The 25,779-nt window shown below is 71.1% G+C and carries 21 protein-coding genes; 9 read left to right on the forward strand and 12 right to left on the reverse strand.

Annotated features, from left to right (window positions below; translation table 11 throughout):
- Nucleotides 1-82: 82 nt before the first annotated feature.
- The 5 genes from IEY86_RS00885 to IEY86_RS00905 all read right to left on the reverse strand — a co-directional run bounded on the left by IEY86_RS00885 (nt 83) and on the right by IEY86_RS00905 (nt 5,547).
- Nucleotides 83-1,444: a serine hydrolase domain-containing protein gene (locus tag IEY86_RS00885; protein WP_189129478.1), complete on the reverse strand. Its 1,362-nt coding sequence runs from the start codon at nt 1,442-1,444 to the stop codon at nt 83-85.
- 130 nt (nt 1,445-1,574) lie between these two features.
- The gene (locus IEY86_RS00890; RefSeq protein ID WP_189129479.1) at nt 1,575-2,813 is read right to left on the reverse strand and encodes a copper amine oxidase; all 1,239 of its coding nucleotides are present in this window, start codon (nt 2,811-2,813) and stop codon (nt 1,575-1,577) included.
- 12 nt (nt 2,814-2,825) lie between these two features.
- Nucleotides 2,826-3,548 carry a Tat pathway signal sequence domain protein gene (locus IEY86_RS00895; RefSeq protein ID WP_189129480.1) on the reverse strand — a complete coding sequence of 241 codons (723 nt, stop codon included), beginning with the start codon at nt 3,546-3,548 and terminating at the stop codon, nt 2,826-2,828.
- 302 nt (nt 3,549-3,850) lie between these two features.
- Complete coding sequence (locus IEY86_RS00900) at nt 3,851-4,084, reverse strand: ferredoxin (protein ID WP_189129481.1); 234 nt, start codon at nt 4,082-4,084, stop codon at nt 3,851-3,853.
- Entirely contained in the window at nt 4,084-5,547 is a 1,464-nt protein-coding gene (locus IEY86_RS00905) for an aldehyde dehydrogenase (RefSeq protein WP_189129482.1), read from the reverse strand. The genes IEY86_RS00900 and IEY86_RS00905 overlap by 1 nt, the downstream gene beginning before the upstream one ends.
- A gap of 199 nt (nt 5,548-5,746) precedes the next feature.
- Here IEY86_RS00905 and IEY86_RS00910 point away from each other — a divergent pair, with 199 nt between their 5' ends.
- The 6 genes from IEY86_RS00910 to IEY86_RS00935 all read left to right on the forward strand — a co-directional run bounded on the left by IEY86_RS00910 (nt 5,747) and on the right by IEY86_RS00935 (nt 12,341).
- Nucleotides 5,747-6,778, forward strand: coding sequence for a Strvi_7410 family MBL fold metallo-hydrolase (locus tag IEY86_RS00910; protein ID WP_189129483.1), 1,032 nt, complete (start codon nt 5,747-5,749; stop codon nt 6,776-6,778).
- A gap of 68 nt (nt 6,779-6,846) precedes the next feature.
- Nucleotides 6,847-8,037, forward strand: coding sequence for an SCO2321 family membrane protein (locus tag IEY86_RS00915; RefSeq protein WP_189129484.1), 1,191 nt, complete (start codon nt 6,847-6,849; stop codon nt 8,035-8,037).
- The gene (locus IEY86_RS00920; RefSeq protein WP_189129485.1) at nt 8,037-8,765 is read left to right on the forward strand and encodes an SCO2322 family protein; all 729 of its coding nucleotides are present in this window, start codon (nt 8,037-8,039) and stop codon (nt 8,763-8,765) included. Before IEY86_RS00915 ends, IEY86_RS00920 begins: the two co-directional genes overlap by 1 nt.
- On the forward strand, nt 8,765-9,844 hold the full coding sequence (locus IEY86_RS00925; protein ID WP_189129486.1) for an energy-coupling factor transporter transmembrane component T: 1,080 nt from the start codon (nt 8,765-8,767) through the stop codon (nt 9,842-9,844). Before IEY86_RS00920 ends, IEY86_RS00925 begins: the two co-directional genes overlap by 1 nt.
- Complete coding sequence (locus IEY86_RS00930; RefSeq protein WP_189129487.1) at nt 9,841-11,484, forward strand: ABC transporter ATP-binding protein; 1,644 nt, start codon at nt 9,841-9,843, stop codon at nt 11,482-11,484. The genes IEY86_RS00925 and IEY86_RS00930 overlap by 4 nt, the downstream gene beginning before the upstream one ends.
- A 32-nt stretch (nt 11,485-11,516) precedes the next feature.
- Nucleotides 11,517-12,341: an ECF transporter S component gene (locus tag IEY86_RS00935; protein ID WP_189129726.1), complete on the forward strand. Its 825-nt coding sequence runs from the start codon at nt 11,517-11,519 to the stop codon at nt 12,339-12,341.
- Nucleotides 12,342-12,417: 76 nt separating this feature from the next.
- On the opposite strand, the gene IEY86_RS00940 is transcribed toward IEY86_RS00935, so the two are convergent.
- On the reverse strand, nt 12,418-13,587 hold the full coding sequence (locus IEY86_RS00940; protein WP_189129488.1) for a steroid 3-ketoacyl-CoA thiolase: 1,170 nt from the start codon (nt 13,585-13,587) through the stop codon (nt 12,418-12,420).
- Nucleotides 13,588-13,809: 222 nt separating this feature from the next.
- On the opposite strand from IEY86_RS00940, the gene IEY86_RS00945 reads away from it, so the two are divergent.
- Entirely contained in the window at nt 13,810-15,045 is a 1,236-nt protein-coding gene (locus IEY86_RS00945) for a cytochrome P450 (protein ID WP_189129489.1), read from the forward strand.
- Between the two features lie 108 nt (nt 15,046-15,153).
- Here the strand turns inward: IEY86_RS00945 and IEY86_RS00950 are convergent, their stop codons facing one another.
- The 3 genes from IEY86_RS00950 to IEY86_RS00960 all read right to left on the reverse strand — a co-directional run bounded on the left by IEY86_RS00950 (nt 15,154) and on the right by IEY86_RS00960 (nt 19,974).
- Nucleotides 15,154-16,785: an alpha/beta hydrolase gene (locus tag IEY86_RS00950; RefSeq protein ID WP_189129490.1), complete on the reverse strand. Its 1,632-nt coding sequence runs from the start codon at nt 16,783-16,785 to the stop codon at nt 15,154-15,156.
- A 192-nt stretch (nt 16,786-16,977) separates the two neighbouring features.
- A complete protein-coding gene (locus IEY86_RS00955) occupies nt 16,978-17,817 on the reverse strand; it encodes a patatin-like phospholipase family protein (RefSeq protein WP_189129491.1) in 840 nt (279 codons plus the stop codon).
- A gap of 81 nt (nt 17,818-17,898) precedes the next feature.
- A complete protein-coding gene (locus IEY86_RS00960; protein WP_189129492.1) occupies nt 17,899-19,974 on the reverse strand; it encodes a bifunctional glycosyltransferase 87/phosphatase PAP2 family protein in 2,076 nt (691 codons plus the stop codon).
- Between the two features lie 445 nt (nt 19,975-20,419).
- On the opposite strand from IEY86_RS00960, the gene IEY86_RS00965 reads away from it, so the two are divergent.
- Nucleotides 20,420-20,737, forward strand: coding sequence for an antibiotic biosynthesis monooxygenase family protein (locus IEY86_RS00965; RefSeq protein ID WP_189129493.1), 318 nt, complete (start codon nt 20,420-20,422; stop codon nt 20,735-20,737).
- A gap of 59 nt (nt 20,738-20,796) precedes the next feature.
- On the opposite strand, the gene IEY86_RS00970 is transcribed toward IEY86_RS00965, so the two are convergent.
- The 3 genes from IEY86_RS00970 to IEY86_RS00980 form a co-directional block, all read right to left on the reverse strand.
- Nucleotides 20,797-21,426, reverse strand: coding sequence for a hypothetical protein (locus IEY86_RS00970; protein WP_189129494.1), 630 nt, complete (start codon nt 21,424-21,426; stop codon nt 20,797-20,799).
- Complete coding sequence (locus IEY86_RS00975; protein WP_189129495.1) at nt 21,423-22,073, reverse strand: hypothetical protein; 651 nt, start codon at nt 22,071-22,073, stop codon at nt 21,423-21,425. The genes IEY86_RS00970 and IEY86_RS00975 overlap by 4 nt, the downstream gene beginning before the upstream one ends.
- A 237-nt stretch (nt 22,074-22,310) precedes the next feature.
- The gene (locus IEY86_RS00980) at nt 22,311-24,389 is read right to left on the reverse strand and encodes an MFS transporter (protein ID WP_189129496.1); all 2,079 of its coding nucleotides are present in this window, start codon (nt 24,387-24,389) and stop codon (nt 22,311-22,313) included.
- Between the two features lie 315 nt (nt 24,390-24,704).
- Here IEY86_RS00980 and IEY86_RS00985 point away from each other — a divergent pair, with 315 nt between their 5' ends.
- The gene (locus tag IEY86_RS00985; protein ID WP_189129497.1) at nt 24,705-25,778 is read left to right on the forward strand and encodes a peptidoglycan-binding domain-containing protein; all 1,074 of its coding nucleotides are present in this window, start codon (nt 24,705-24,707) and stop codon (nt 25,776-25,778) included.
- Nucleotide 25,779 lies beyond the last annotated feature (1 nt).

The raw sequence follows: 25,779 nt of genomic DNA on the forward strand, positions 1-25,779 counted from the left end.
AATGGCACAGCAGCCACCATGATTTCCGCCCCTTCGGACGTGATTCATCGACAGAAGTGTTGTGGAGGGATGTCAGCGAGGCTCAGTGCACGTGGCTGGGACACCGCTGAGCGAGACGGCCGCCGAGTTGCACGCGGTCGGCATTTCCCGTGTCCGGGTCCCGCAGAAAGCGCCCGCCGAAGACCGATTTCCCGGATTCCGGGTCCCGCATGGAGAAGGTCAGGTCTTCGAAGAGGGTGAGCCGGGCGGGGGTGTCGCCGTCGACGGACAGGGTCAATGCCCCGTTCTCGTCGTCCGCCACCACGTATTCGACGTCGCCGTTGGCGTACGTGCCGACGTACTCCATCGGGGGTGCGACCGGTCGCGACCGCGACACCCAGGAACGGGCGGCGGGCACGGGGACGCGCATCGTCCCCGCGAGTTCGGCGAGAAGGTCCCGCCACAGCGCGTGACCGGTGTTGGAGTTGCTGGTGAAGGCGACGATCCACTCGTCCACCGGGTCCACGCGCAGGTAGCAGGAGGTGCCATGGGCGTTGCCGTCGTGGCCCACCCAGGTGTTCCCGCCGTCCTGGTACATGGCCAGGCCCAGGCCCCAGCCGTCGGCGAGCCCGAACGGCTCGGCGGCGGGCAGGTCCTCCCGCATGAGCTCGGCGTAGGGGCCCTCGAGGATCTGGGGCAGTCCGCGGCCGGTGTGCATCCGGCCGAAGGAGACGAGGTCGGTGGCGCTGAGGGCGAGCGCGCCGGTCGGGGCCTCGACGGGAGCCAGCGACTGCAGGACGGGCCTGATCCTGCCGAGGGCCGCGTTGACGGAGTGCCCGGTGGCGCGGCGGCGGTTGCCGGACGCGGGCACCGCGGGTACGTCGATGAAGGCGGCAGTGATGCCCAGGGGCCGAAGCAGTATCGATTCCGTGGCTTCCCGCCAGGTCATCCCGGTGATGGCCTCGATGAGGCGGCCGACCAGGACGTACCCCATGTTGGAGTAGGAGAAGCCGGTGCCGGCCGGGAGGACCACGTTGTGGGCGCGGACGTGGTCCGCCACGTACCGGGCCGGTGAGACGGTGGTGATGTCGTCGGAGTCGGGACCCGAGGCGAGTCCGCCGGTGTGGCTGAGCACATGGCGGAGGGTGAGGCGCCGGGTGGCTTCGTCGACGAGTTCGGGGAGGTGTTCACCGAGCGGTTCATCGAGTTCTATGTCTGCGTCGGCGACCAGGATCATCGCCACGGTGGCGGTGAAGCACTTGGTTATGGAACCGATGGGGAATGCGTCGTCCGCCGTGATGGCGAGGCCGCTTCCGTGCTCCGGTTCGCCGAATTCGGCGGTCACGGTCTCACCGCGGTGGTGAATGGCTATTTGGGCTCCGGGAGTTCGGTGCTCCCGGGCCATTGAGGCGAATCTGTCCTCGAGGAGGAGCCGGACATCGGGCTCTGTCAGAAGGCCGGTCATCTGGGGACGTCTCCGTCGGCGTCGTGGTACACGCGCGCGTGAGTCATTGAATTCCTTTTCGTCTGACGGGACCACCGTCCCGGGTGGGGCGGCGGGGGAGTCCCGCGGATCTTTGAAGGAAGCGCGTCTTTCAAGGGAGCTGGCTGGTCGCTGTCACATCTCGAGGGAGGATCCTGAACCCTTGCCAGTGGGTCGGCATCGGGTCCTGGTCCTCGTCTCTCGGTACGTGGTGGAACCCGACGTCGACCCAGAGAACGGGGTCCTTGAGCTTCTCGCCGTTGACGTACTGGTCCACCGATGTCGCGCAGCCGGGCATGGTGCCGCCGTAGGCCAGTACCTCGCATTCCCGGTACTGGGTGACGTACACATCGTGATGGGTGAAGTCCTCGGTGTGCTCCGGACCTCGGTATTCGTCGCTGTCGCGGACATCGATCTCCCAGGACATCGGGTGTCCGTCGGTGTTGAGCGCGGTGGGGTTCTTGATCCTCCAAAAGCGCATCGGCGCCAGCTCCGCCGCGGTCTCCTTCGACAGCGTCGTGAGCTTGGTGGACCGGGAGGCGGTGCCGCTGCCGGTGTAGTCGTACTGCTCGACGACGTTTGCGGTCTTCCCGTTGACGTCGAAGTCGAGCCGCCAGAAGACGTTGTGGCTGTGGTTCTCGCTGAACCTGCTCGAGCCCACGCCGGTCGGCCAGCCGCTGGCGGCGTCGCTGAACTGGAACGGCGAGAGCGTGCCCGTGGCCCCCTCCCGGGGAGTGATCGAGCCGTCGTCCGCGAAACGCCACTCGGTAATGTAGTCGTACCAGCCGATCTCGGAGACCGAGAAGACAACGAGGTCGTCCCCGTGCAGGACGCCCTTCTGGACCGCGCTCTTGTAGGCGAACTCGCGCGGCTGCGTCTCGACGCACAGCACCTTGTGGCCGCTGAACGACCGCAGTTCACCGGTCGGGCAGTCCCGCTTGCCCAAGGTGGTGAGCGTGCCGAGTTCAAGGTCCCCGAAGCCGATGGAGGAGATGTCGTAGAAGCGGGGCCGGCCGCTGTCGTACGGAACGTGCACCTCGGCCAGGGCGGCGCTGCTGAGGACCCGCGTCGGCCTGCCCCGGTTCGGCGTGTAGGTGATGTCGCTGAGGACCAGGCCGGTGAGCCGGCGGATGTCCCAGCACATCTGCCAGCGGGCGCCGTTGGTCATGGTCCGATCGATGCGGTACGTGCCCGAGCAGCTCGTCGGCGCGGCGGAGGGCGCCGAGGAGACCGGGGACGCGGGGGACACCGGGGACGCCGGGGCGGCGCCGAGTCCGACGGCGCAGAGCAGGATTGCGGCGACGACCGCCGCCGTACGGGCATGCCTGAGCCGCCTGATGGTCGTGATCATGGCATGGTCCCCCTACAGGCCGATGACGGCGGCGCGGTCGGCCGACAGGTCGATCACGATGCGGCTGGTGTCCACCCATTTGCCGCGGGGGATCCGCACGAAGAGCTGGACACATCGGTGCACGCCGCACCGGGCGACCTTGCCGGAGCCCTCGACACCCGTGGCCCGGGAGGCGAGGAACGCCATTCCCTGGGCATGCAGTTGGGACGGCTTGGTGAGCGGCTTCGAGGTCTGCGCGCGGTAGTCCGCGCGAATGCCCTTGCCCAGCCGGGGATCCGCCATCACGACCTCCAGCGCGCGGGTCACCTCGGCCGCGGTGGGAGGCACTTGGACGCCGTGCTGCCGCGAGGAGCGCTCGACCCGGCCGGTGCCCAGGTCGACCAGGCGGTTGATCAGTGTGTCGGAGGCGTAGTCGTACAGGTACACATCGGCGAGCCTGCGCCGGTCGTCACCGCTCTTGCCGAGGTCCCGGTGGCGCTCGGACCACAGCACCTGGGCTCCCGGACGTCCCCGGACGTCCCTGCCCGGCGCCGCGGCGGTGGCTGCGCCGCCCGGGCCCGCCTTCGCCGCCGTGGCGACGCGTACGGCCCGTGCCGTCTCCCGCGCCGTCAGCGGACCTCCCCTGCCGCTCGTCCGCGCGGCGCGGCCGTGATCGGAGCGGTCGTCCGCGCCGGCCGCCCCCACGGCGCCCGCCGTTCCGGCTCCGAGCAGGCCGAGCAGGCCGATGGCTGCCACGACGCGTCCTCTCCGGGACCGCGGCCGGCGTTTCTTCCCCCCCTGCGTATCTCTCATCCCTCACCCCCAGCTGATCGCTGTCATGGACTGTGCGATGTCGCTGACCGGTCGTTGCGCGGCACTCGGTCCCCAGATCCGAGGCCGCCCGGATCCGGGCAACAGCGGTGAGATTTCCACGCTGTCAAATCGCGGAACAGTCACCGATGTAATGAAGGGTGCGTGAGGAATGCACAGGTACGGAAAAGGGGCGGAAGATGTGGCTCCGGACCACAACTGCCGCCCCTGCCTGCGGTTTTGCCCGCTCACTCCTCCGGCGGGAACACCGGTTCCCCCGTCTTCGCCAGTCGCACGGTGATGGCTTCCACGGGGCAGCTTTCAGCCGCCTCGAGCAAGGCTTCAGCGGCGTCCGTGACCGACTCGGCGGGGTGCGACTGCCGTGCGGAGTCGAGCCGGAAGCCCTCCGGGGCGGCGTTCACGCACAGTCCGGAGCCGATGCAGACCGAGCGGTCGACCTCGACGTGCCAGCGGTCGCCCATCAGCCCTCCCCACGGAAGTCGGCGGGCAGATGGATCGTCTTGTGCTCGAGGTACTCGCAGAAGCCCTCGGGCCCGAACTCCCGCCCGAGTCCAGAGCTCTTGAAGCCCCCGAACGGCCCGCGCATGTCCAGGCTGAAGGTGTTGACGTTGTAGGTCCCGGTGCGCACCCGGCGGGCGACCTCGATACCGCGGTCCACGTCGGCGGTCCACACGCTGCCGGACAGGCCGTAGTCGGAGTCGTTGGCGATGGCGACGGCCTGCGCCTCGTCCTCGTAGGGCAGCAGGCAGACCACGGGGCCGAAGATCTCCTCGCGGGCGACCCGCATGGTGTTGGCCACCTCGCCGAACAGGGTCGGCTCCACGTACCACCCGGTCTCCAGGCCCTCCGGCCGCCCGCCCCCGGTGAGGACCTTGGCGCCCTCCTCCTGGCCGACGGCGATGTAGTCGAACGAGCGCTGCTGCTGCCTGCGGGCGACCAGCGGCCCCACCTGGGTCGCGGGGTCGAGGGGGTCGCCGACGACGAGCGCGGAGGCCGCGGCGGCGAACCTTTCGGCGATCTCGTCGTAGTGGGCGCGCGGGGCGAGGATGCGCGTCTGGGCCACGCACGCCTGGCCGTTGTTCATCCAGGCGTTGGGCATGATCCCGGCGACGGCCGCGTCGAGGTCGGCGTCGGGGAGGATCACCGCGGCGGACTTGCCGCCGAGTTCCAGCGTGATGCGGGTGAGGTTGCGGGAGGCGACCTCCATGACGCGCTTCCCCGCCGCGACCGACCCGGTGAACGAGACCTTGTCGACGCCCGGGTGCCCCACCAGGTACTCGCTGACCTCGCGGTCGGCGGGCAGGATGCTCAGCACACCCTCCGGAAGCCCGGCCTCGGCGGCGATCTCGGCGAGCAGGTAGGCGTCGAGCGGCGATTCGGGCGAGGGCTTGAGGATCACCGTGCAGCCGGTGAGCAGGGCGGGGGCGAGCTTGGCGCCGGCCACGAACTGGGGGACGTTCCACGGTACGACGGCCGCGACGACACCCACGGGCTCGCGGCGCACCAGGATCGGCCCGAGGACACCCGCGCGGTGCTCCTCGTAGGCGAACTCACGGGCGACGGTGATCGCGGTGTCCCAGACCATCATCGCGCCGAGCGCCTGGGCGAGGACGCTCCATGAGTAGGGCGAGCCGTTCTGGGAGCTGACCAGCCGGGCGATCTCCTCGTGGCGGACGGCGATGGCGTCCTTGATCCGGGTGACGGCCTCGATCCGCTCCTCCAGCGACATCCGCGGCCAGGGACCGGAGTCGAAGGCCTCGCGCGCCGCGGCCACGGCCCGGTCCACGTCCTCGCGAGCCGCGTGGGGCACTCTTCCGATGACCTGCTCGGTGTGCGGGGAGATCACCTCGATGGTGTCCTGGCCCATCGGGTCGACGAGCCTGCCGCCGATGAACAACTGACCGTGCTCCAGCACGTCGGTCATCGCACTGCCTCCTCGGAACGTGACACGCGACACATTCCTGAACTGATACCAGTTCTAGTTATAGGGAGCAACGGCCGGACAACTGTTGGTGCACGGGCGGCCCATGGCTCAATTCCATGTAGGGAACATGTTCTAACATCCATACGGATGCGCAGTCAGCGCAGCGATCACGGGCAGGTGTCCGGAGGGGGAAGCCGGCATGCGAGTCACCGACCACGGCGGCGGGGTGTGGAGCATCCCCGTCCCCATCCCGGACAATCCGCTCGGCCACACCCTCGTCCACCTCCTCGACACCGGCCGAGGACCCGTGCTCATCGACACGGGGTGGGACGATCCGGACTCCTACGCGGTGCTGGAGCGCGGACTCGCCGAGGCGGGCACGTCCGCCGCGGAGATCCACGGCGTGATCATCACCCACCACCACCCCGACCACCACGGCCTGTCGGGAGCGGTCCGCGAGGCCTCCGGCGCGTGGATCGCCATGCACCCGGCCGACGCCGACGTGGTCCGCCGCACCCGCGAGGTCGGGCCGGGCACCTGGATCCGCTACGTCATCGAGCGGCTCGAGGAGGACGGCGCGCCGGACGAGCACGTGGCACCGTTGCGGGCCGTGCGCGACTCGGGCCGCTCCCGCCGAGCGTCCGGCGCCCGCGCCGCGCTGCCCGACCGGGAGATATCCCCGGGCGAACTGGTGGATCTGGCGGGGCGGCGGCTGCGGGCCGTCTGGACACCCGGCCACACTCCCGGCCATGTCTGCCTGCATCTGGAGGAGGAGGTAGGCGGCGACCCGAGGGGGCGCCTGTTCTCCGGGGACCATCTGCTACCGGAGATCACCCCGCACGTCGGGCTGTACGAGGACCCCGAGGACGGGACGGTCACCGACCCGCTCGGGGACTACCTGGACTCGCTGGAACGGATAGCGCGCCTGAATCCCGCTCAGGTGCTGCCCGCCCACCAGTACGCGTTCGAAGACGCCGGGCGCCGGGTGCGCGAGCTCCTCGACCACCATGCGGCCCGGCTGGCCGACCTGCTCCGGCTGATCACCGAGGCTCCCCGAACCCCCTGGCAGCTGGCCGAGGCCATGGAGTGGAACCGGCCCTGGGACCAGATCCCCTACCGGTCCAGGAACATCGCCGTCTCCGAGACGAGCGCCCATCTGCGGCGGCTGGTGAAAGCGGGCCTGGCCGAGGCCGCCCCGGGCACCTCGCCGGTGGCCTACCGGGCGGTATGAGGGTGATCCGGGCCGGTTAGAGTGACGGTGCCCTGATCAGATGCTCAACGGAAGGCCGTCCACCCCACATGTCCCTCTTCCGCCGCAGCGCCGCGGCGCTGGCCGCCGCCGCGTTCGCCGCCGCCGCATCCCCGGCCGCCCATGCCGCACCCTCGCCCTCTCCTTCGGTGAAGGTGCCCGAGGCGCTGTACGGGAAGTCCGACCCGTCGTTCGACGGTGTGTGGCGGCAGTCCTTCGCCCTGCTGGCCCTGGACAGCGTCGCGATCACACCGGCGGACAGCGCGGTCGAGTGGCTGACGGGACAGCAGTGCGAGGACGGCGGCTTCCCGTCGTTCCGCGCCGACACGGCCAAGGGCTGCGACCCGAAGACCGAGGACACCAACGCGACGGCGGTGGCGGTCCAGGCGCTTGTCGCGCTGGGCGGCCACGAGGCGGAGGTGGACAGGGCCCTGACCTGGCTCGACAAGATCAAGAACAAGGACGGCTGGCCCTACAACCCGGGCGGGGTCAGCGACACCAACTCCAGCGCGCTCGTGGTCATGGCGTTCCGCGCCGCGCACAAGAAGGCGCCGTCCACGCTGCCCACGTACGTGGTCACGTGCGACGCTCCGGCGGACGAGCGCGGCGCCTTCGCCTACCAGCCGGACAAAAAGGGCAAGCTCTACGCCAACGACAGCGCCACGGCCGCCGCCGTGCTGGCGCAGTCAGACCAGATAATCCCGGTGAAGGCCGGGGCGAGCGGCGTCGAGCCCGGCAAGGTCGAGTGCCGCGGAAAGAAGGCGACGTTCGAGTCCGGCCCCGCCTCCCTCGGCTACCTGCTGAACAAGGCCGAGAAGAACGGCCACCACCTCGACTCACCCCAGAAGGCCGCCGGCCCGGACTTCTCCACCACCGCCAACGCCGCCATGGCGCTGGCCGCCGCCGGGCAGCCGGACGAGGCCAAGAACATCGTCACCTGGCTGGAGAAGAACTCCGGGTCCTGGTCCAAAAGCCGGCCGGCCGCGCTCGCCAACCTGATACTCGCCGCCAAGGCCACCGGCGGCTCCCCCGCCGACTTCGGTGGGGCCGACCTCGTCCAGCAGCTCACGAACCTCGGCCCCGCGCCCTCGACCAAGGGCAAGGCCACCGGCGGTATGACCAGGGACGAGAAGAAGAAGGACGACGAGGGCGGCCTCAGCGTCTGGTTCACGGTCGGCATCGGCCTGCTCATCGGCGTCGGCGGCGGCTTCCTCATCAGCATGCGGAAGAAGACGGGCTGATGCGCGCCCGCACGGGCGCGATGGCGGCCACCGCCGCGGGGCTGTTGCTCGCGCTGCTCGCCACCGCCTCGCCCGCGTCGGCCACCGGTTACCGCTACTGGTCCTTCTGGCAGGCGGCCAAGGGGACGTGGGCGTACGCCCAGCAGGGCCCGGCCACCGTCCGCCCCTCCGACGGCGATGTGGACGGCTGGCGGTTCGCGGTCAGCGAGGACAGCTCGGCCGAGGCGGCCCGGCCGCGCGGCAGGGCCGACTTCGCCTCCATCTGCGCCGGTACCCCGGCCAGGCACGGCAGCAAGCGCGTCGCCGTCGTCCTCGACTTCGGAACGGCGGCCGACGCCTCCGGTGACGCGCGGCCGCCGAAGCCGCGGACCGAGTGCGCCCGCGTGCGCGAGGACGCGACGTCCGCCGACGTTCTCGCGACGGTCGCCAAGCCGCTGCGCTACAACTCCAATGCCCTGCTCTGCGCCCTCGCGGGCTATCCGGCCTCGGGGTGCGGCGAGACCGTGTCCTCCACGTCCTCCACGTCGGGCTCGGGAGCGAAGTCCGGGGCCGGGACCGGCTCGGGGCCCGGTTCGGCGTCGGGGTCCGCGTCCGGCGCGAAGGCGAGCCGTGCCGAGCCCGCCTCGTCCAACGACGACGGCCCGTCCGCCGGACTGTGGGTGGGCCTCGCCGCCGTGGCCGTACTGGCTGCCGCCGGGCTGTGGCAGGCACGCCGCCGCCGCGTCTGATGGCTCGCGGAACCTGCCTGCACGCCGGAGCGTGGTGGCTGTGGGCGCTCGGGCTCGCCGCCGCGGCATCGCGCACCACCAACCCGCTGCTCCTGCTGCTCCTGATCGCCGTGGCCGGTTATGTCGTCGCCGCCCGCCGGACCGAGGCGCCCTGGGCGCGCTCCTACGGGGCGTTCCTGAAGTTCGGGCTGGTGGTGCTCGGCATCCGGCTGGTCTTCGCGGTGTTCCTGGGCTCCCCGATCCCCGGTACCACCGTGCTGTTCACCCTCCCGGAGGCACCGCTGCCCGACTGGGCGCGAGGGGTGCGCCTCGGCGGACGGGTCACCGCGGAGGGCGTGCTCTTCGCCGCCTACGACGGGTTGAAGATGGCGACGCTGCTGGTGTGCGTCGGCTCGGCCAACGCGCTCGCCAATCCGGCGCGGCTTCTCAAGTCCCTGCCGGGCGCGCTGTACGAGGCCGGGGTGGCGGTCGTCGTCGCCATGACGTTCGCCCCGCACCTGGTCTCCGATGTGCAGCGGCTGCGCTCCGCCCGCCGCCTGCGCGGACGCGAGGACCGGGGACCGCGTGCCCTGCTGCACATCGGACTGCCGGTCCTCGAAGGCGCGTTGGAGCGTTCCGTCGCACTCGCCGCCGCCATGGACACGCGGGGGTACGGCCGTTCGGCCGACGTTCCCCGGGCCGTTCGGCGCACCACCGCCGTCCTCACGCTCGGTGGGCTCGCCGGGGTGTGCCTCGGCTCGTACGGACTGCTGTCCGACGACGGGGGACTGCTGGGGCTGCCCGTCCTGCTCGTCGGGCTGGCCGCGGCGGTCGCCGGTCTGGTGCTCGGCGGTCGCCGGGCCGCCCGCACCCGCTACCGGCCCGACCGCTGGGGACCCCGTGAGTGGCTGGTGACCGCGTCCGGCGTGGCCGTCGCGGCACTGATGTTCCATGCCGACGGGCTCCACCCCTCCACGGTCCCCCTCGCCGCCCCGGCCCTGCCCCTCCTTCCCGCCGCGTCCGTCCTCATCGGCCTGCTCCCGGCGTTCATCGCGCCGGCCCCGCCCAGGGACCACCCGCCCGAGGAGCCGAAGAAGTGATCCGTTTCGAGCACGTCGGCGTCACCTACGCGGACTCCCCGGCCCCGGCCCTGAGCGGCGTCGACCTCACCATCCCGGAAGGGGAACTCTGCCTGCTCGTCGGCCCGTCCGGCTCCGGGAAGTCCACTCTCCTCGGCGCGGTGAGCGGCCTCGTCCCGCACTTCACGGGCGGCACCCTGCGGGGGCGCGTCACCGTCGACGGCCGCGACACCCGTACACACCGGCCCCGCGAACTGGCGGACGTCGTGGGCACGGTCGGCCAGGACCCGCTCGCGCACTTCGTCACCGACACCGTCGAGGACGAACTCGCCTACGGCATGGAGTCGCTGGGCATCGCACCGGCGACGATGCGCCGCCGTGTCGAGGAGACCCTGGACCTGCTGGGCCTGGCCGGCCTTCGCGACCGCCCGCTCGCCACCCTGTCCGGTGGACAGCAGCAACGTGTCGCCATCGGCTCCGTGCTGACCGCGCACCCCAAGGTCCTCGTCCTGGACGAACCGACCTCGGCCCTCGACCCGGGCGCGGCCGAGGAGGTCCTCGCGGTCCTCCAGCGGCTCGTGCACGACCTCGGCACCACCGTCCTCCTGGCCGAGCACCGCCTGGAACGCGTGGTGCAGTACGCCGACCAGGTCGTCCTGCTGCCGGGCGCGGGTCAGCCGCCGACCGTCGGCGCACCGGCCGACATCATGTCCATATCGCCGGTCCACCCGCCCGTTGTCGCCCTGGGCCGGGCCTACGGCTGGTCGCCGCTGCCCCTGTCGGTCCGCGACGCCCGGCGCCGGGCGTCGGACCTGCGAGAACGCCTGGCGCCCCTGGCTCCGCAAGCGCCCGCCGCGTCGGTCCCCTCCCCCTCCCCCGCCGCCTCCGTCTCCGTCGCCGTCGCCGTCGCCGAAACGGTCCGGCTCTCGATCCGGCGTGGAGGCGTCCAGGCGCTGAGCGGGGTGAGCCTGTCCGTATCGGCGGGTGAGACCGTGGCGCTCATGGGCCGCAACGGGGCGGGCAAGTCCACCCTGCTCGGCTCCCTGGTGGGACTGCACAAGCCGACCTCCGGGAGCGTGACCGCGGGCGGGCTCGTGCCGCACGCGGCAAAGCCGCGGGACCTCCTGCGCCGGGTCGGCCTCGTGCCGCAGGAACCGCGTGACCTCCTCTACACGGAGACGGTCGCGGCGGAGTGCGCGGCGGCCGACTCGGACGCGGGCGCCGAACCCGGCACCTGCCGCGCGCTGGTGTCCCGGCTCCTGCCCGGCGTCCCGGACGCGACCCACCCCCGTGACCTCTCCGAGGGCCAGCGCCTCACCCTCGCCCTCGCCGTCGTCCTCACCGCCCGCCCTCCGCTGCTCCTGCTGGACGAACCCACCCGCGGCCTCGACTACGCCGCCAAGTCCCGGCTGGTCTCGGCCCTGCGGGAGCTGGCGGCCGAGGGGCACGCGACGCTGCTCGCCACCCATGACGTGGAACTGGCCGCCGAGGTGGCGGACCGGGTGGTGATCCTGGCCGACGGCGAGGTGGTCGCGGACGGCCCGACCGCCGAGATCGTGGTGTCCTCACCGGCGTTCGCGCCCCAGGTCTCCAAGGTCCTCGGCCCCCAGCCGTGGCTCACCGTCGCGCAGGTCCAACGGGCCCTGGAGAGCGTTTCGTGAACGGCGCGAGCGGCGCGAACGGCGCGAACACCATGACCGCAATGAAGACCGCCGCCCAGGTCCGCCCGATACGCCTGGGCCCGCGTTCCACGGTGGTGCTGGTACTCGTCTCGCTCGTCGGCGTTGCCGCGTTCGGCTGGCCGCTGCTGGCGGATCCGCAGTCGGATCTGGCCCATTCCGCGGACGCCCCCTGGCTGTTCGCCGCGCTCCTGCCGCTCCTGCTGGCCGTGGTGATCGCCCAGATCTCCGAGGGCGGCATGGACGCGAAGGCGGTCGCCATGCTCGGTGTCCTGGCGGCGGTGGGCGCGGCGCTTCGCCCCCTGGGCGCGGGCACGGCGGGCATCGAGCCGATGTTCTTCCTGATGGTCCTGTCCGGGCGCGTCCTGGGTCCGGGCTTCGGCTTTGTGCTGGGCTCGGTGTCGATGTTCGCCTCGGCGCTGCTGACGGGCGGGGTGGGCCCGTGGATGCCCTTCCAGATGCTGAGCATGGGCTGGGTGTCGATGGGCGCGGGACTCCTGCCGGACCGCCGGCGCGGCCGCCGGGAGACGGCACTGCTCGCGGTCTACGGCGTCGTCTCCTCGGTGCTGTACGGGACGGTGATGAACCTTCAGGGCTGGCCGTACATCGGTGGCATGAGCAGCTCGGTCTCCTTCGTCCCCGGCGCCCCCGTCCCCGACAACGTCACCCGTTTCGCGGCCTACTGCCTGACCACCTCCCTCGGCTGGGACCTCCCCCGCGCCGCCGTCACGGCCGCCCTGACCCTCACCCTGGGCCACCCCCTCCTGAGAACGCTGCGCCGCGCCACCCGCAGGGCGGCATTCGACGCGTCCGCGACCTTTGCCGGCGAACGGAGTTGAACTGCCGCGTCCCGCTCGGCGGGGCGGTCGGGGACCAAGGGGCCGGGCGCGCACTCGCGCCCGGCCGGGCGTCCCGTCAGACCCTCTGGATGATCGTGCCCGTCGCCAGGGCGCCGCCGGCGCACATGGTGATCAGGGCGAACTCCTTGTCCGTTCGCTCCAGTTCGTTCAGGGCCGTCGTGATCAGGCGGGCGCCTGTCGCGCCGACCGGATGGCCCAGCGCTATCGCGCCGCCGTTGACGTTGACCTTCTCCAAGTCCTGGTCGAAGACCTGGGCCCAGGACAGCACGACGGACGCGAACGCCTCATTGATCTCCACGATGTCGATGTCCCGCAGGGTCATTCCGGCCTTGCCGAGCACCGCCCTGGTGGCGTCGATCGGGCCGTCGAGGTGGTAGTGCGGGTCCGAACCGACGAGGGCCTGGGCCACGATCCGCGCCCTCGGCTTGAGCTTCAACGCCCGGGCCATCCTGCGCGAGGCCCACATGACGGCCGCGGCGCCGTCGGAGATCTGGGAGGAGTTCCCGGCTGTGTGGATGGCCGTCGGCATGACCGTCTTCAGTCCCGCCAGCGCCTCCATGCTCGTGTCGCGCAGGCCCTCGTCGCGGTCGACCAGCCGCCACATGCCCTGCCCGGCCGCCTGCTCGTCCTCCGTGGTGGGGACCTGCACGGCGAAGGTCTCCCGTTTGAACCGTTCCTCCGCCCAGGCGCGAGCCGCCCGCTCCTGCGAGATCAGCCCGAGGCGGTCCACGTTCTCCCGGGTGAGGCCGCGGTTCCTGGCGATGCGCTCCGCCGCCTCGAACTGGTTGGGCAGGTCGACGTTCCACTCGTCCGGCCACGGCTTGCCGGGGCCGTGCTTGGAGCCGCTGCCCAGTGGCACGCGCGACATCGCCTCGAGGCCGCAGCCGATGCCTATGTCGATCACGCCCGCCGCCACCATGTTGGCGACGATGTGGTTGGCCTGCTGGGAGGAGCCGCACTGGCAGTCCACGGTGGTGGCCGCGGTCTCGTAGGGCAGGCCCACGGCCAGCCAGGCGTTGCGGGCGGGGTTCATCGACTGCTCGCCCGCGTGGGTGACGGTGCCGCCGACGATCTGTTCGACGGCGTCCGGCTGGATGCCCGTCCTGGCCAGCACTTCGCGGTAGGTCTCGCCCAGGAGGTAGGCCGGGTGGAGGTTGGCGAGCGCGCCGCCGCGCTTGCCGATGGGGGTGCGCACTGCTTCGACGATGACGGGTTCAGCGGCCATGACTCGTCCTCTCTCGTCCGTCGGGCGTCCCGGCGCCCGAGGAAGAACTAGTACGCGTTCTAGTTCCCAACAGCCTTCTTATTACCCGGGGTAGCCCCTACGCAAGAGTGCGGTCACGTCCCTTGTTTCCTTGTGCGGCGCTCATTACCGTCGGACGACATACCTGATGGGACGTCAGCCACTGTCGGCGGGCGCCCCGGCCCGTGCGTGCCAGGAGCCGCCATGTCCTGTCCAGCGCTGCCCGACGGATTCGACTTCACCGACCCCGACATCTACCAACAGCGCGTCCCCCTGCCCGAGTTCGCCCTCATGCGGGAGACCTCGCCCGTCTGGTGGAACGCCCAGCGCCACGGGGTGGCCGGTTTCGACGACGACGGCTACTGGGTGGTGACCCGCCATGCCGACGTCAAGGCGGTCTCCACCAACCCCGAGGTGTTCTCCTCCAACACCAACACCGCGATCATCCGCTTCAACGAGACCATCACCCGCGACCAGATCGATGTGCAGAAGCTGATCCTGCTCAATATGGATCCGCCCGAGCACACCCGCCTGCGCCAGATCGTCCAGCGCGGCTTCACCCCCCGCTCCATCCGCGCCCTGGAGAACGCGCTGCGCGAGCGCGCCACCCGTATCGTCGCCGACGCCACCTCCGGCGGCACCGGCAACTTCGTGACCGACATCGCCTCGGAGCTGCCGCTGCAGGCCATCGCCGAGCTCATCGGAGTCCCCCAGGGCGACCGGGCCAAGCTCTTCGACTGGTCCAACAAGATGGCCTCCTACGACGATCCCGAACTGGCCATCACCGAGGAGGTCGGCGCCGAGTCCGCGATGGAGCTCATCTCCTACGCCATGAACATGGCCGCCGCACGCAAGGAGTGCCCCGCGCACGACATCGTCACCAGGCTGGTCGCGGCGGAGGACGAGGGGAATCTGACCTCCGACGAGTTCGGCTTCTTCGTGCTCGTGCTCACCGTGGCGGGCAATGAGACCACCCGCAACGCCATCACGCACGGCATGCACGCCTTCCTCACCCACCCGGAGCAGTGGGGGCTGTTCAAGGCGACCCGCCCCCCGACCGCCGCCGACGAGATCGTGCGCTGGGCCACGCCCATCGTCTCCTTCCAGCGCACCGCCACCCGCGACACCGAGCTCGGCGGAGCGGCGATCAAGGAGGGGGACCGGGTCGGCGTCTTCTACTCCTCGGCCAACTACGACCCGCGGGTCTTCGACCGGCCCGACGTCTTCGACATCACCCGCGACCCGAACCCGCACCTCGGATTCGGCGGCGGCGGGCCGCACTTCTGCCTCGGCGCCAGCCTCGCCCGGGTGGAGATCAACCTCATCTTCAACGCGATCGCCGACGCCGCCCCCGACATCCGGCTGGTGGGCGACGAGCCGCGGAGGCTGCGGTCGGCGTGGATCAACGGGGTGAAGGAGATGCGGGTCAGATACGCCTGAGCCTGCCCGAAGCACCCCGGAGGAGACCTACGGGAGACAGCACGGCCCCCGACGCTCGGTGAGCGTCGGGGGCCGGTACCGGTTGCCCGGCAGTTACCGCGTTGCGCGTCAGTGAACGGCGGGCACGTCTGCCAGCGCGCGCCGGGACTGCTTGGCCGCGGCCGCGGTCGGCTCCGGCTGCGGGTGGGCGGCGCAGGTCACATCGCCCTTGTCGAGCTTGCCGGTGAGCAGGTAGGTGTCCACCCGGTCGTTGATGCAGGGGTTGACCAGGCCGGTGACACCGTGCGAGCCGGCGCCCTTCTCCGTGATGAGCAGGGAGTCCTTCAGGCGCTTGTGGAGCGAGAGCGCGCCGGAGTACGGGGTCGCGGCGTCACGGGTGCCGTTGATGAGCATGATCCGCGGCAGGCCCTTGCGGGTCTCCACCTTCACCGGGGTCTGCTGCGGCACGCCCCAGGTGGCGCACGGCAGGTTCATCCAGGCGTTGGACCAGGTCAGGAACGGGTACTTCTTGTGCAGCTCGGTGTTGTCCCGGTCCCACTTCTTCCAGGACGTGGGCCACTTGGCGTCGGTGCACTCGACCGCGGTGTAGACGGCGTTGCCGTTCTCCGCGGCGATGTTGCCCTTGGTGTCGCTCATGTCGGGGGCGGCGTTGTCGATCAGCGGCTGCGGGTCTCCCGCAACGTACTTGCTCCACGCGTCGGCCACGGGAATCCAGGCCGAGTCGTAGTAGGGAGCCCTCTGGAAGAAGCCGAGCAGCTCGGCCGGACCGACCTTGCCGCCGATGGGGTTGGCCTTGGCCGTGGCACGCAAGTTCCGCCACGCCGTCTCCACCTTGGCCGAGGTGTCGCCGATGTGGAAGGTGGAGTCGTGCTTGGCGACCCAGGCCTTCCAGTCGTCCCAGCGCACCTGGAACGCCACGTCCTGGTCGAGGTTGGCCTCGTACCAGATCTTCTTGCGGCTCGGGTCGACGATGCTGTCGACGATCATGCGGCGCACATGCGTCGGGAACAGCGTCGCGTAGACGCCGCCGATGTAGGTGCCGTAGGAGACGCCCAGGTAGTTGAGCTTCTTCTCGTGCAGCGCGGCGCGGATGACGTCGAGGTCGCGGACCGTGTTCGCCGTCGTCATGTACGGCAGAAGGGCGCCGCTGCGCTCCTTGCAGCCCTTGGCGTAGTCCTTGGCGAGCTTGCGCTGGAAGAGCTTGTCGGCCTCGTTGTCCGGGACCGGGTCCTTCTTCGGACCCTTGACGAACTCCTGCGGGTCCATGCAGGAGATCGGCGCGGAGTGGCCGACACCGCGCGGGTCGAAGCCGACGAAGTCGTACGCCGTCGAGGCCTTCGTCCACAGCGGGTTCTTGTTGGTCACGCGCGTCGGGAAGCGCATGCCGGAGCCACCGGGGCCACCGGGGTTGTAGACGAGGGCGCCCTGGCGCTGCGTCTCGCTCCCGGTGTTCTTGATCATGTCAACGGCGATCTTGATCTGCTCGCCGTCGGGCTTGGCGTAGTTGACGGGGACCGTGACGTAGCCGCACTGGATCGGGGCCGGGAAGCCCCAGTCAGTGGGACACAGTGCCCAGTCGACGCCCTTCGCGGCCGCCTTGGCGGCCGCGATCTTCACACCAGCGGCTTCGGCGCTGCCGCCGGGGACGTCGCCGCCCCGGGCCGCCGATGCCGCCGGGGCGGCGGCAACCGCGCCCGCCAGGAGAGTGCCGGCAACGCCGAGCACCGCTATTCGCTTCACAGGATGGTCCTCCCCCAACCGATCCGCCGCTCGTGGCAGCGGTGAAGTCCGAACGTTGTGGGCCGATCCTGCACGGAGGGGGAGGAATTCGAAAGATCGTCTCTGCAAATTTTTTGCCAATGCCTGAATGTTGACAGGATTACCTGCGGTTGATGTCCTGAATTGACTCCAATGTCCTCTGAGTTGAGGGGTTCAGACGGTGGACCAGACCTCGGCGACCGCGTCCGCCGCCGAGGCCGCCTGCTCCCGTCCCGCGCGGGCCGCGGGAGCGCGCCGGGCGGGATCGAGCATGTCGCCGCCGACGATCCTGCGCGTCGCCGGATCCGGCGAGACCACCACCACCTCGGGCCCTTCTCCCAGCTCGCGCACCTGGTCGGCCACGCTCTTGATGGCCCCCAGCCCCGCCGTCATGGGCGCCAGCACCACGATCCGCTCGCAGCCCGCGGCCAGGTCGACATTGGCGGGCGAGCGCACCCCGCCGTCCATCCAGCGGCGCCCCTTGATGGGGACGGGCGGCCAGACTCCCGGCACGGCGCAACTGGCCGCGACGGCGTCGATCAGATCGACCCCGCTCTCCCGGTCGAATGCCGCGAACTCCCCCGAATCCACGTCGACCGCAGTGATGAGGAGCCTGCGGTCGGGCCAGGTGTGGGTGGCCAGCCGGCTCGCTATGACCTTGCGGCGCTGTTCCTGCGGCACGGTGGGGACGGCGAGCGACATCCGCCCGAACCGGGCCCTGGCCTCCTGCTCGTCCCCCTCCCCGAAGAGGGCGGCGGCCATCCGCATCTTCTCGCGCATTCCGAGTCCGCCGGTCATCTCACCGACCGGTTCCTCGAGTTGGCGCTCGTAGTACACCTGGACATCGGCGCCGCAGGCCAGATGGACCCCCACGACCGAGCCCGCCGAAGTGCCCACGAACAGATCGGCGTCGGTGAGGTCGATCCCGGCGTCCGCGAGACCGGCCAGAACGCCCCACTCCCAGCCGATCCCGGTCAGTCCGCCGCCGCCGAGCACCAGTGCCCTGTCCCCCACAGCTCCCCCTCCGCGAGCACTCGCGCGGTCCACGGTCCGAGCCCGTGCTCCCACGGCCCGAGGCGGGCCGTGGACGGTCCGTCAGACCGAGGTTACGTCGACCCGCTCGCGTCGCTCTGTGGTGCTCTCGGCGCCGTCCCCCACGGCTGCCTCCTCGGCGTCCTCGGCCCCCGCACCCGGCCCCGGCGGCTTCAGGACCGGCTCCGGTTCCTTGCGGGAGAACGGGGTGACGCCGGTCAGCGCGTACTGGAGGCCGAGCCCGGCCGCCACCACGACCACTCCGCCGACCGCGTCCAGGACATAGTGGTTGGCCGTGCCGATGATGACGAACGTCGTCATGAACGGGTAGAGCAGGCCGAGCGCCTTCATCCACAGGCGCGGCGCCAGGAAGGCGATCATCAGCCCGCACCACAGCGCCCAGCCGACATGCAGCGACGGCATCGCCGCGTACTGGTTGGACAGCTTGGTGAGCGCGCCGAAGTCGGGGTGGGACAGGTCCTGGGTGCCGTGCACGGTGTCGACGGAGTTCATGCCGGGCATCAGCCGCGGCGGCGCCAGCGGGTAGAACCAGAAGCCGAACAGCCCGATGAGCGTGGCCAGGCCCAGCGAGGTGCGGGCGGCCCGGTAGGTCGCGGGACGGCGCGCGTAGAGCACACCGAGAATGGCCAGCGGAACGAGGAAGTGGAAGGTCGAGTAGAAGAAGTTCAGCCCGCTCTCGAGCCAGGAGACCTTGATGACCTGGTGGTTGAGCCAGTGCTCGATGTCCATGAACAGGGCGCCCTCGATGTCGAGGACCTGCCGCCCGTGGTGCTCGGCGACACTGCGCTGGTCGGGCACGGAGCCTCGGATGAACGAGTAGACCCAGTAGCCCACGCGGATCAGGAGCAGTTCCAGCAGAAGGTTGGGGCGGTTCAACGGGCGCGGCAGGGCACGCAGCAGGGGAAGCCACCGGAACCGGGTGCGCGCCGGAGCGGCCACCTCGGTCGGCACCGGCCGGTCCCACGCGGGGTTGGAGCGCGTCAGGAAGGGCATCACGCACGCGGCGACGACGGCGGCCAACAGCGGCGCGTTCGCGGCGACGGCGCCTGCGACCTTCATGTGCGGCACGAGCACCTGGCTGCCGAAGGTCATGACGAGGACGACGAACACCGGCCAGAGCAGGCGGTCCGACCGGCGCCTGCCCACCCGGCCGACGGCGGCGAGCAGGATCCACAACTGCTGGTGCTGCCACGCGACGGGAGAGACGGCGACGGCGACGCAGCCCACCAGGGCCGCCGCGAGCACCACCTGGCCGTCCTTGGCGTACGAGGACGCGCGGCGCAGGCCGATGACGGCGACGAGCCCGGCGAGGGCGCCGAAGACGAGCAGTTCGACCGGGCCGTGCAGGCCTATCCGCAGGAGCAGGCCGTGCAGCGACTGGTTGGACAGGCTGTCGGCGGGGTCGCCGAGCCCGGCTCCGGCAACGTGGTGGACCCAGTACGTGGCGGAGTCGCCGGGCAACGCCGCCCAGGCCAGGGCGGTGCAGCCGGCGAACGTGCCCGCGGCCGTGAGCGCGCCCGGCCGCCGCCCGGTCAGCCACAGGAACGGGACGAAGACGATCATCGCGGGCTGGAGCGCCGCGGCCAGGCCGACGAGGATTCCCGCCTGGTGGCGCGGGGCCGCGGGCAGGCAGGCCACCATGACGAGCAGGACCGGCAGGATGCTGGTCTGGCCCAGCGCGAAGGTGTTGCGGACCGGCAGTGACAGCACGAGAAGGCTGATGACCACCGGGGCGGCGAGCATGGTGTTGCGCCGGGTGCCCGGCAGTTCGCGGGCCACCACGAATCCGAGGCCGGCCACGAGGAGCAACGTCCCGAACGTCCAGAACAGGCCCAGGCTCGCCTCGGCCGCGTTGGTCAGGGGCTTGAGGGCGAGTCCGGCGAACGGGGTGCCGGTGAACGCGTCACTCTTGTCGTACAGCGACCCCTGGAAGTGCAGAACGCCGTTGCGGCCGATCCAGGTCTCCAGATCGGTCAGCCGCTCCCCCGGCGGCAGACGCAGCACCCGGGCGGCCTGGCGTGCGGCCAGCAGCGCGGTCAGCAGCCACAGAGCGCCGAGCGCCATGACGGTACGCGACCCCCGCAGTTCCCCCAGGCCGCGTCCGGTTGCGTTCGTCATCTGCCGCTGCTCCCCATTCCTCGCCGACGATCGGATGCCCCCACGGACCCGCGGCCTCCTGTGGAACAGACGCAGGACGCCCCATTGTCACCTGTCCGCCGTCTCGCATTGGTCCAAGATATGAGAATCGCACACGCACTCCGCACCCGCGCGATGTGCCCCCCGCACTCGGGATTACGCCGATTGAGTGATGTTCCGGCTCATCGGGGGATGACAATCACCTCCCTCGTCAACGGACTCGGGGGGACCGATGGGGACAACGGGGCACGTCAAGGGCTTGTTCACCGCTTGTTCACCGGCCTGCGCACGGGCTGACGGCGATCCCGGCCGCCGCGCTCGCCCTGAGCGGATGTTTGAATTCCGGCAACTCGGCCGACGACCCGGCGTCCGCAGCCGCCTCCTGCCGCCGACCCCCCATCGGTCCCCCCTGCGGCAGGATGGGGGGATGAGCATCGTGAAGATCAATGTGCTGACCGTGCCCGAGGAACAGCGCGAGACGCTGGAGAAGCGCTTCGGAGCGCGCGCCGGATCCGTGGAGAACTCCGACGGTTTCGAATGGTTCGAGCTGCTCCGTCCGGTCGAAGGCACCGACACCTACCTCGTCTACACCCGGTGGCGCAGCGAGGAGGACTTCCAGAAGTGGATGTCCGGGCCGATGCAGGCCGCCCACCGGGGCGGTGACCCTTCGCAGAAGCCGGCCGCCTCCGGCTCCACGCTGTGGTCGTTCGAGGTCGTGCAGCAGGCGGGGCCGAAGCAGGACTGACGCACGAGTGCGGCCCCGCCCGGTGGGCGGGGCCGGCGGCCGTCGGAGGCGGGCCGGGTTCAGATCTCGACCAGCCGGCCCACGAACGCCCGGTACTCCTGGAGCACCAGCCGGTACTCCTCGGTGTCCGGGGCCGTCTTCTGCCAGCCCTCCCGCAGGAGTTCCTGGCGGACCCTGATGGCTTCGGCTACCCGCGCGGTCACATCGGCGACCAGCTTGTCGGCCTCCTCGACGGCCCGCTTGGGGCTGTCGACGAAACCGGCCTGGATACCGCTCCACCGGGCCTGGAGCTCGGGCTCGGCGTCCTCTTCGAGGATCTTGTCCAGGGTGCTGCGTCCCGCGGGGGCGGGGGTTGCCTCTGGGGTGTCGGCCCGGGCGGCCTCGAGAGCGGTGCCCGAGGCGGCGTCGCCGCCGACTTCGGACGTGCGGCCGCTCTCCGTGGTGCGAGCGGGGGCGGGGCCGGGGTCGGTCACCGGGGCGGGCTTCGCCACGGGCGCCGGGTCGGCCACCGGTGCGGGCCTGCCCACGGAGACCGGGTCGCTCACCGGGGTCGGCTTGCCCACCGGCGCCGGGTCGGCGACGGACGCCGGCTTGGCGGCGGTCTCATGGGAGGCCGCGCGGTCGGCCTCGGGGACCGTGGAGGGTTCCGGCGTGGAGGCGCCGGTGCCGGGGCTGCCCGGGCGCTTCACTTGACACCTCCGCCGGGGGCGGCCTCGATGGGCGTGGTCGGCTTGCCGTGCTTGATCCGCTTGGGTTCCTTCGTGCGGGTGGCGCGCTCACCGCGGGCCTCGTCGTCCCGCCCGCTGCCGATGAGTTCGGCGAACAGGGTGCGGGTGCGGAGCATGGCCTCACGCAGTTCCTCGGTCGACGCCTTGCCGTCGACGGCGCGCTGCGCCGTGTCACGGGCCTGGCGGTAGCTCTGCAGCGCGGAGGCGTGCTCCACGGACAGCACGTCCATCGCCTCGCCGCGCTCCCGCGTCGGGTAGCCGCGTTCCTTCAGCAGGTCGCCGATGAGGTGGTCGGCGTCGACGACGGCCTTCGTGGGATGGTCCACGAACGCCTCCTGCACACCGGTCCATCGGGCCACGTACATCTCACGGGCCTGCGGCGTCAGGGGTTTGATGTCGAGGCCGCGGTGACGGCGCAGACGGCCCTCGAGGGCGTCCTCCGCCTCCTTGGTGCTGCCGCCGTGCTCGGCCAGAGCGCGGTCGTACTCGGTGCCGAACCGGCGCCGCAGACGGTTCGTTCTCAACTTCGGCCGCAGCACGGCGTATCCGATCGCCGCGAGCACCAGCACGGCCGCCAGGATGACAATCGCGGTCACTCCTGCGGACATCTCATGCCTCCAGTGTTTTCCGCACGTTCCGCGCGGGTGTTTGAGTGGGTCCGTCGCCGACTAATGAAGCGGCTTGCCTCGATGAGCGTTCTCAAACACCTTTGCCGAGCACCCGCGCGAGCGACTGCTGGGCACGGACACCCGGCCATGCGCACGGGCGGACGCCGGGACGCGCGCTCGGACGCTGGAACGTGCGCTCGGACGCCCGGACGTGCGCTCAGACGCTGGGACGCGCGCTCAGACGCCGGGGCGCGCGGTCGTTCGTGGCTGGGGCCGGTCCGCGTCGTCCCCGCACAGTTCACCGCTGAGCCGGTCGACCAGCTCGGCCAGTTCGGTGTGCTCCTCCGGCTTCCAGTCACCGAGCAGCCGGGCCAGCGACTCCCGTCGTGCCTCGACGAGCTTGGCGGCGACCCTCCTGCCCTCCTCCGTGAGCGTCAGCAGGACGCCGTCGCGCGCGGCGATGCCCCGTTCCTCCAACTGCCGTACGGCGTCGGCGATCACTTGCCGAGGGATCTCCACCCGGTCGGCGAGCAGCGCCGGATCCGTCTGCCCGTACCGGTTGGTCCTCAGCACCAGCCAGCTCGCCGCCGGCGGCAGATCCAACCCGGCGCGTTCGGTGATCCTGATGTAGAGGTCGCGGCGGCCCTCTCGGCAGCCGAGCAGGGACAGTCCGCGGGCCATCTCGTCGAGCGAGGACCGCTCCACCGGGTTGGTACCGAGGGTCTCCCCCTGGTCGGGCGCGGTCACCGAACCGCGCAGCGGTTGCTCCTTGAGGAACCACGCGAGCACGAACGCCACGACCGCCACCGGCACGGCCCACAGGAACACACTGGTGATGGAGACCGAGTACGCGTGCAGGACGGCGGACTGCAGATCGGCGGGCAGGCCGCGCAGACCCCGTGGATCGGCCTTGAGCGACGAAGGCCGGAACCCCGGCGGCAGCGGCTTGCCCCGCAGGGCGTCGGCCAGCTCGGTTGTGAGCCGGTTGGAGAAGATCGTGCCGAAGATGGATACACCGAACGACGCCCCGATGGAACGGAAGAACGTCGCTCCCGAGGTGGCCACGCCCAGGTCCTGGTAGCCGACCGCGTTCTGCACGATCAGGACGAGCACCTGCATGACCAGGCCGAGTCCGAAGCCGAAGGTGAGGAAGTACAGGCTCATCACGGTGTTGCCGGTGTTCTCGTCCAGGTGGTACAGCAGCAGGAGCCCGATGACCACGATGCCGGTGCCGGCGATGGGGAAGACCTTGTACCGCCCGGTGCGGCTGACGATCTGCCCGGATCCGATGGAGGCGACGAGCATGCCGCCCACCATGGGCAGCATGTGCACTCCCGACAGCGTCGGCGAGACATGGTGGACGACCTGGAGGAACGTCGGCAGGTAGGTGAGCGTGCCGAACATGGCGAAGCCCACGACGAACCCGATGATCGAGCACAGCGTGAACGTCCGCAGCCTGAACAGGCGCAGCGGCAGCACGGGTTCGACGGCGCGCCGCTCGATCGCGACGAACGCCACCAGCAGGACGGCGCCGAGGACGCCGAGCCCGGTGATCTGCCACGAGTCCCAGGGCCAGGTGACGCCGCCGAGTGAGGTCATGAGCACCAGGCAGGTGGCGACGGACGCGATGGTGAACGTTCCCAGGTAGTCGATCCGGTGCTTGGTGCGCCGCACCGGGATCTGGAGCACGGCGGCGATGACGGCGAGCGCGACCACGCCGATGGGCAGATTGATGTAGAAGACCCAGCGCCAGCTGAGGTGGTCCACGAACAGGCCGCCGAGCAGCGGGCCCAGCACGCTGGTGACGCCGAACACCGCGCCGAACACGCCCTGGTACCGCCCCCGGTCGCGTGGCGGGACGATGTCGCCGACGATCGCCATCGACAGCACGATCAGGCCGCCGCCGCCCAGCCCCTGGATGCCCCGGAAGGCGATCAGCTCGCCCATGTTCCGCGCCACGCCGCACAGCGCTGAGCCGACCAGGAAGATGACGATGGACCCCTGGTACAGCTTCTTGCGGCCGTACATGTCGCCGAGCTTCCCCCACAGCGGCGTGGCGGCCGTTGAGGCGAGCAGGTAGGCGGTGACGACCCAGGAGAGATGTTCGAGGCCGCCGAGGTCGCTGACGATGGTGGGCAGTGCGGTGGAGACGATGGTCTGGTCGAGTGCCGCGAGCAGCAGGCCGAGCAGGAGCGCGCCCATGACCACCCACACGCTGCGCGGCTCGTGCTCGACGGGGGCGCTGTCGACAGACGCCGCCGCCGGGGGCAGACCGGGCGGGTCGGGCGCTGCGGCGTGCGCGGGGTCCTGCGCCATGGCTTGCTCCTCGGCTCGCTCGGCTCCGGGTGGCCCGCACCCGCGGTGTCGCAGCTCGATTTTCGCGCGTTTGGCGGCTTATGCCATGTCGGGTACCGCCATCGGCCGAGAGAAAACGTACATTCCCTCCCCTCGAGGACCTGCTGTACCCAACCGGAGCAGAGCACTTCGCGCGGCTGTCCAAGCCGCTGGTCCTTCTGCATAATCTGTGCGCGACCGAGCGGCACAAGGACTTCGCCCGAGCTGACGTGTCTTTCGCCGGGCATCACCGGGGACGTTTCTCGTGTTCCCGGACATTCATGAGGAGGACCGCCAGTGGCGGCAGAGCAGTGCTCCCTTTGCGGGGCGAGCCTCGGCGCGGACGGAACGCCGACGTGCGACTGCCCTCCGCGTACGGCGGAGGAGGCGGTGGCGGCCGCGTTCGACTCGTTCCGCCCGACGCGGGTGCGTCCGTACTTCGCCCCCAGCGAGGGAAGCGCCGACGGCAGCGCCGACAAGGGCGCCCGCCCGTCGGCCGAGTCCACGAGCGACCCGCTGCCCTTTCCCCCGCCGCTGCCCGTCGGGCCCGAGGGGCTGACGCCCGCGGTGATCTCGGGGGCGCCCCGCCGCTCCAGCGGCGGGGCGGACGACGACGGCCCCAAGGCCGAGGACGTCGGGCTGTTCGGCGGCGAGGACGAGGGGGCCTTGGCGCTCCCGGTCCATGTGCCCGGCGCGGCGGCGGCCGGTGACGCGGCGCCCGAGCGCCCCAGGGCGGATCGCAGGAGGCGGGCGATAGGCGCCGCGGCCGCGCTGGTGGTGCTGGGTGTGGCCGCCATTGCCTTCGCCGTCGGCGCCTTCAGCGGCGGTGGCGGCTCCAAGGCCGGCGCCGCGAGCGGCCCCAGCCATGGCGCGGCTCCCGCGACCACTGCGGCCGTGCAGGAGCCGGGCGCTCCCTCGGCCCTGCCGAGCAGCGCCGCCTCCCCGTCGGCGTCCTCGTCGGCGAGCGCGAGCAGAAGCGCCTCGGCCGAGGCGGAGGGCAAGAAGAGCCCGTCGGCCTCCTCGTCCCCCACGAGGGACGGCGGCGGGACCTCCCCGGGCCCCTCGGCGAGTTCGGGCGGCTCGGGCGGGGGCGGCAACGGCGGCAACGGCGGCGGCTCGGGAGGCGGCGGAGGATCCCAGAAGCCTCCCGTCCTGCGCGAGGGCGACAGCGGCCCCGCGGTGGTGGACCTCCAGAAGCGGCTCAAGCGCTCGTCCTGCCTGTGCTACCTGCTCGGCGCCGAGGACGGCGAGTACGACGGCGCGGTGAAGGACGCGGTCAGCAGCTACCAGCGCGGGCATGACATCAAGGGCGACCCCGACGGCGTCTACGGTCCCAACACCCGGCGCGCCCTGGAGGCCGAGACTTCCTAGC

This window comes from Wenjunlia tyrosinilytica (assembly GCF_014646055.1).
Taxonomy (GTDB): Bacteria; Actinomycetota; Actinomycetes; order Streptomycetales; family Streptomycetaceae; genus Wenjunlia; species Wenjunlia tyrosinilytica.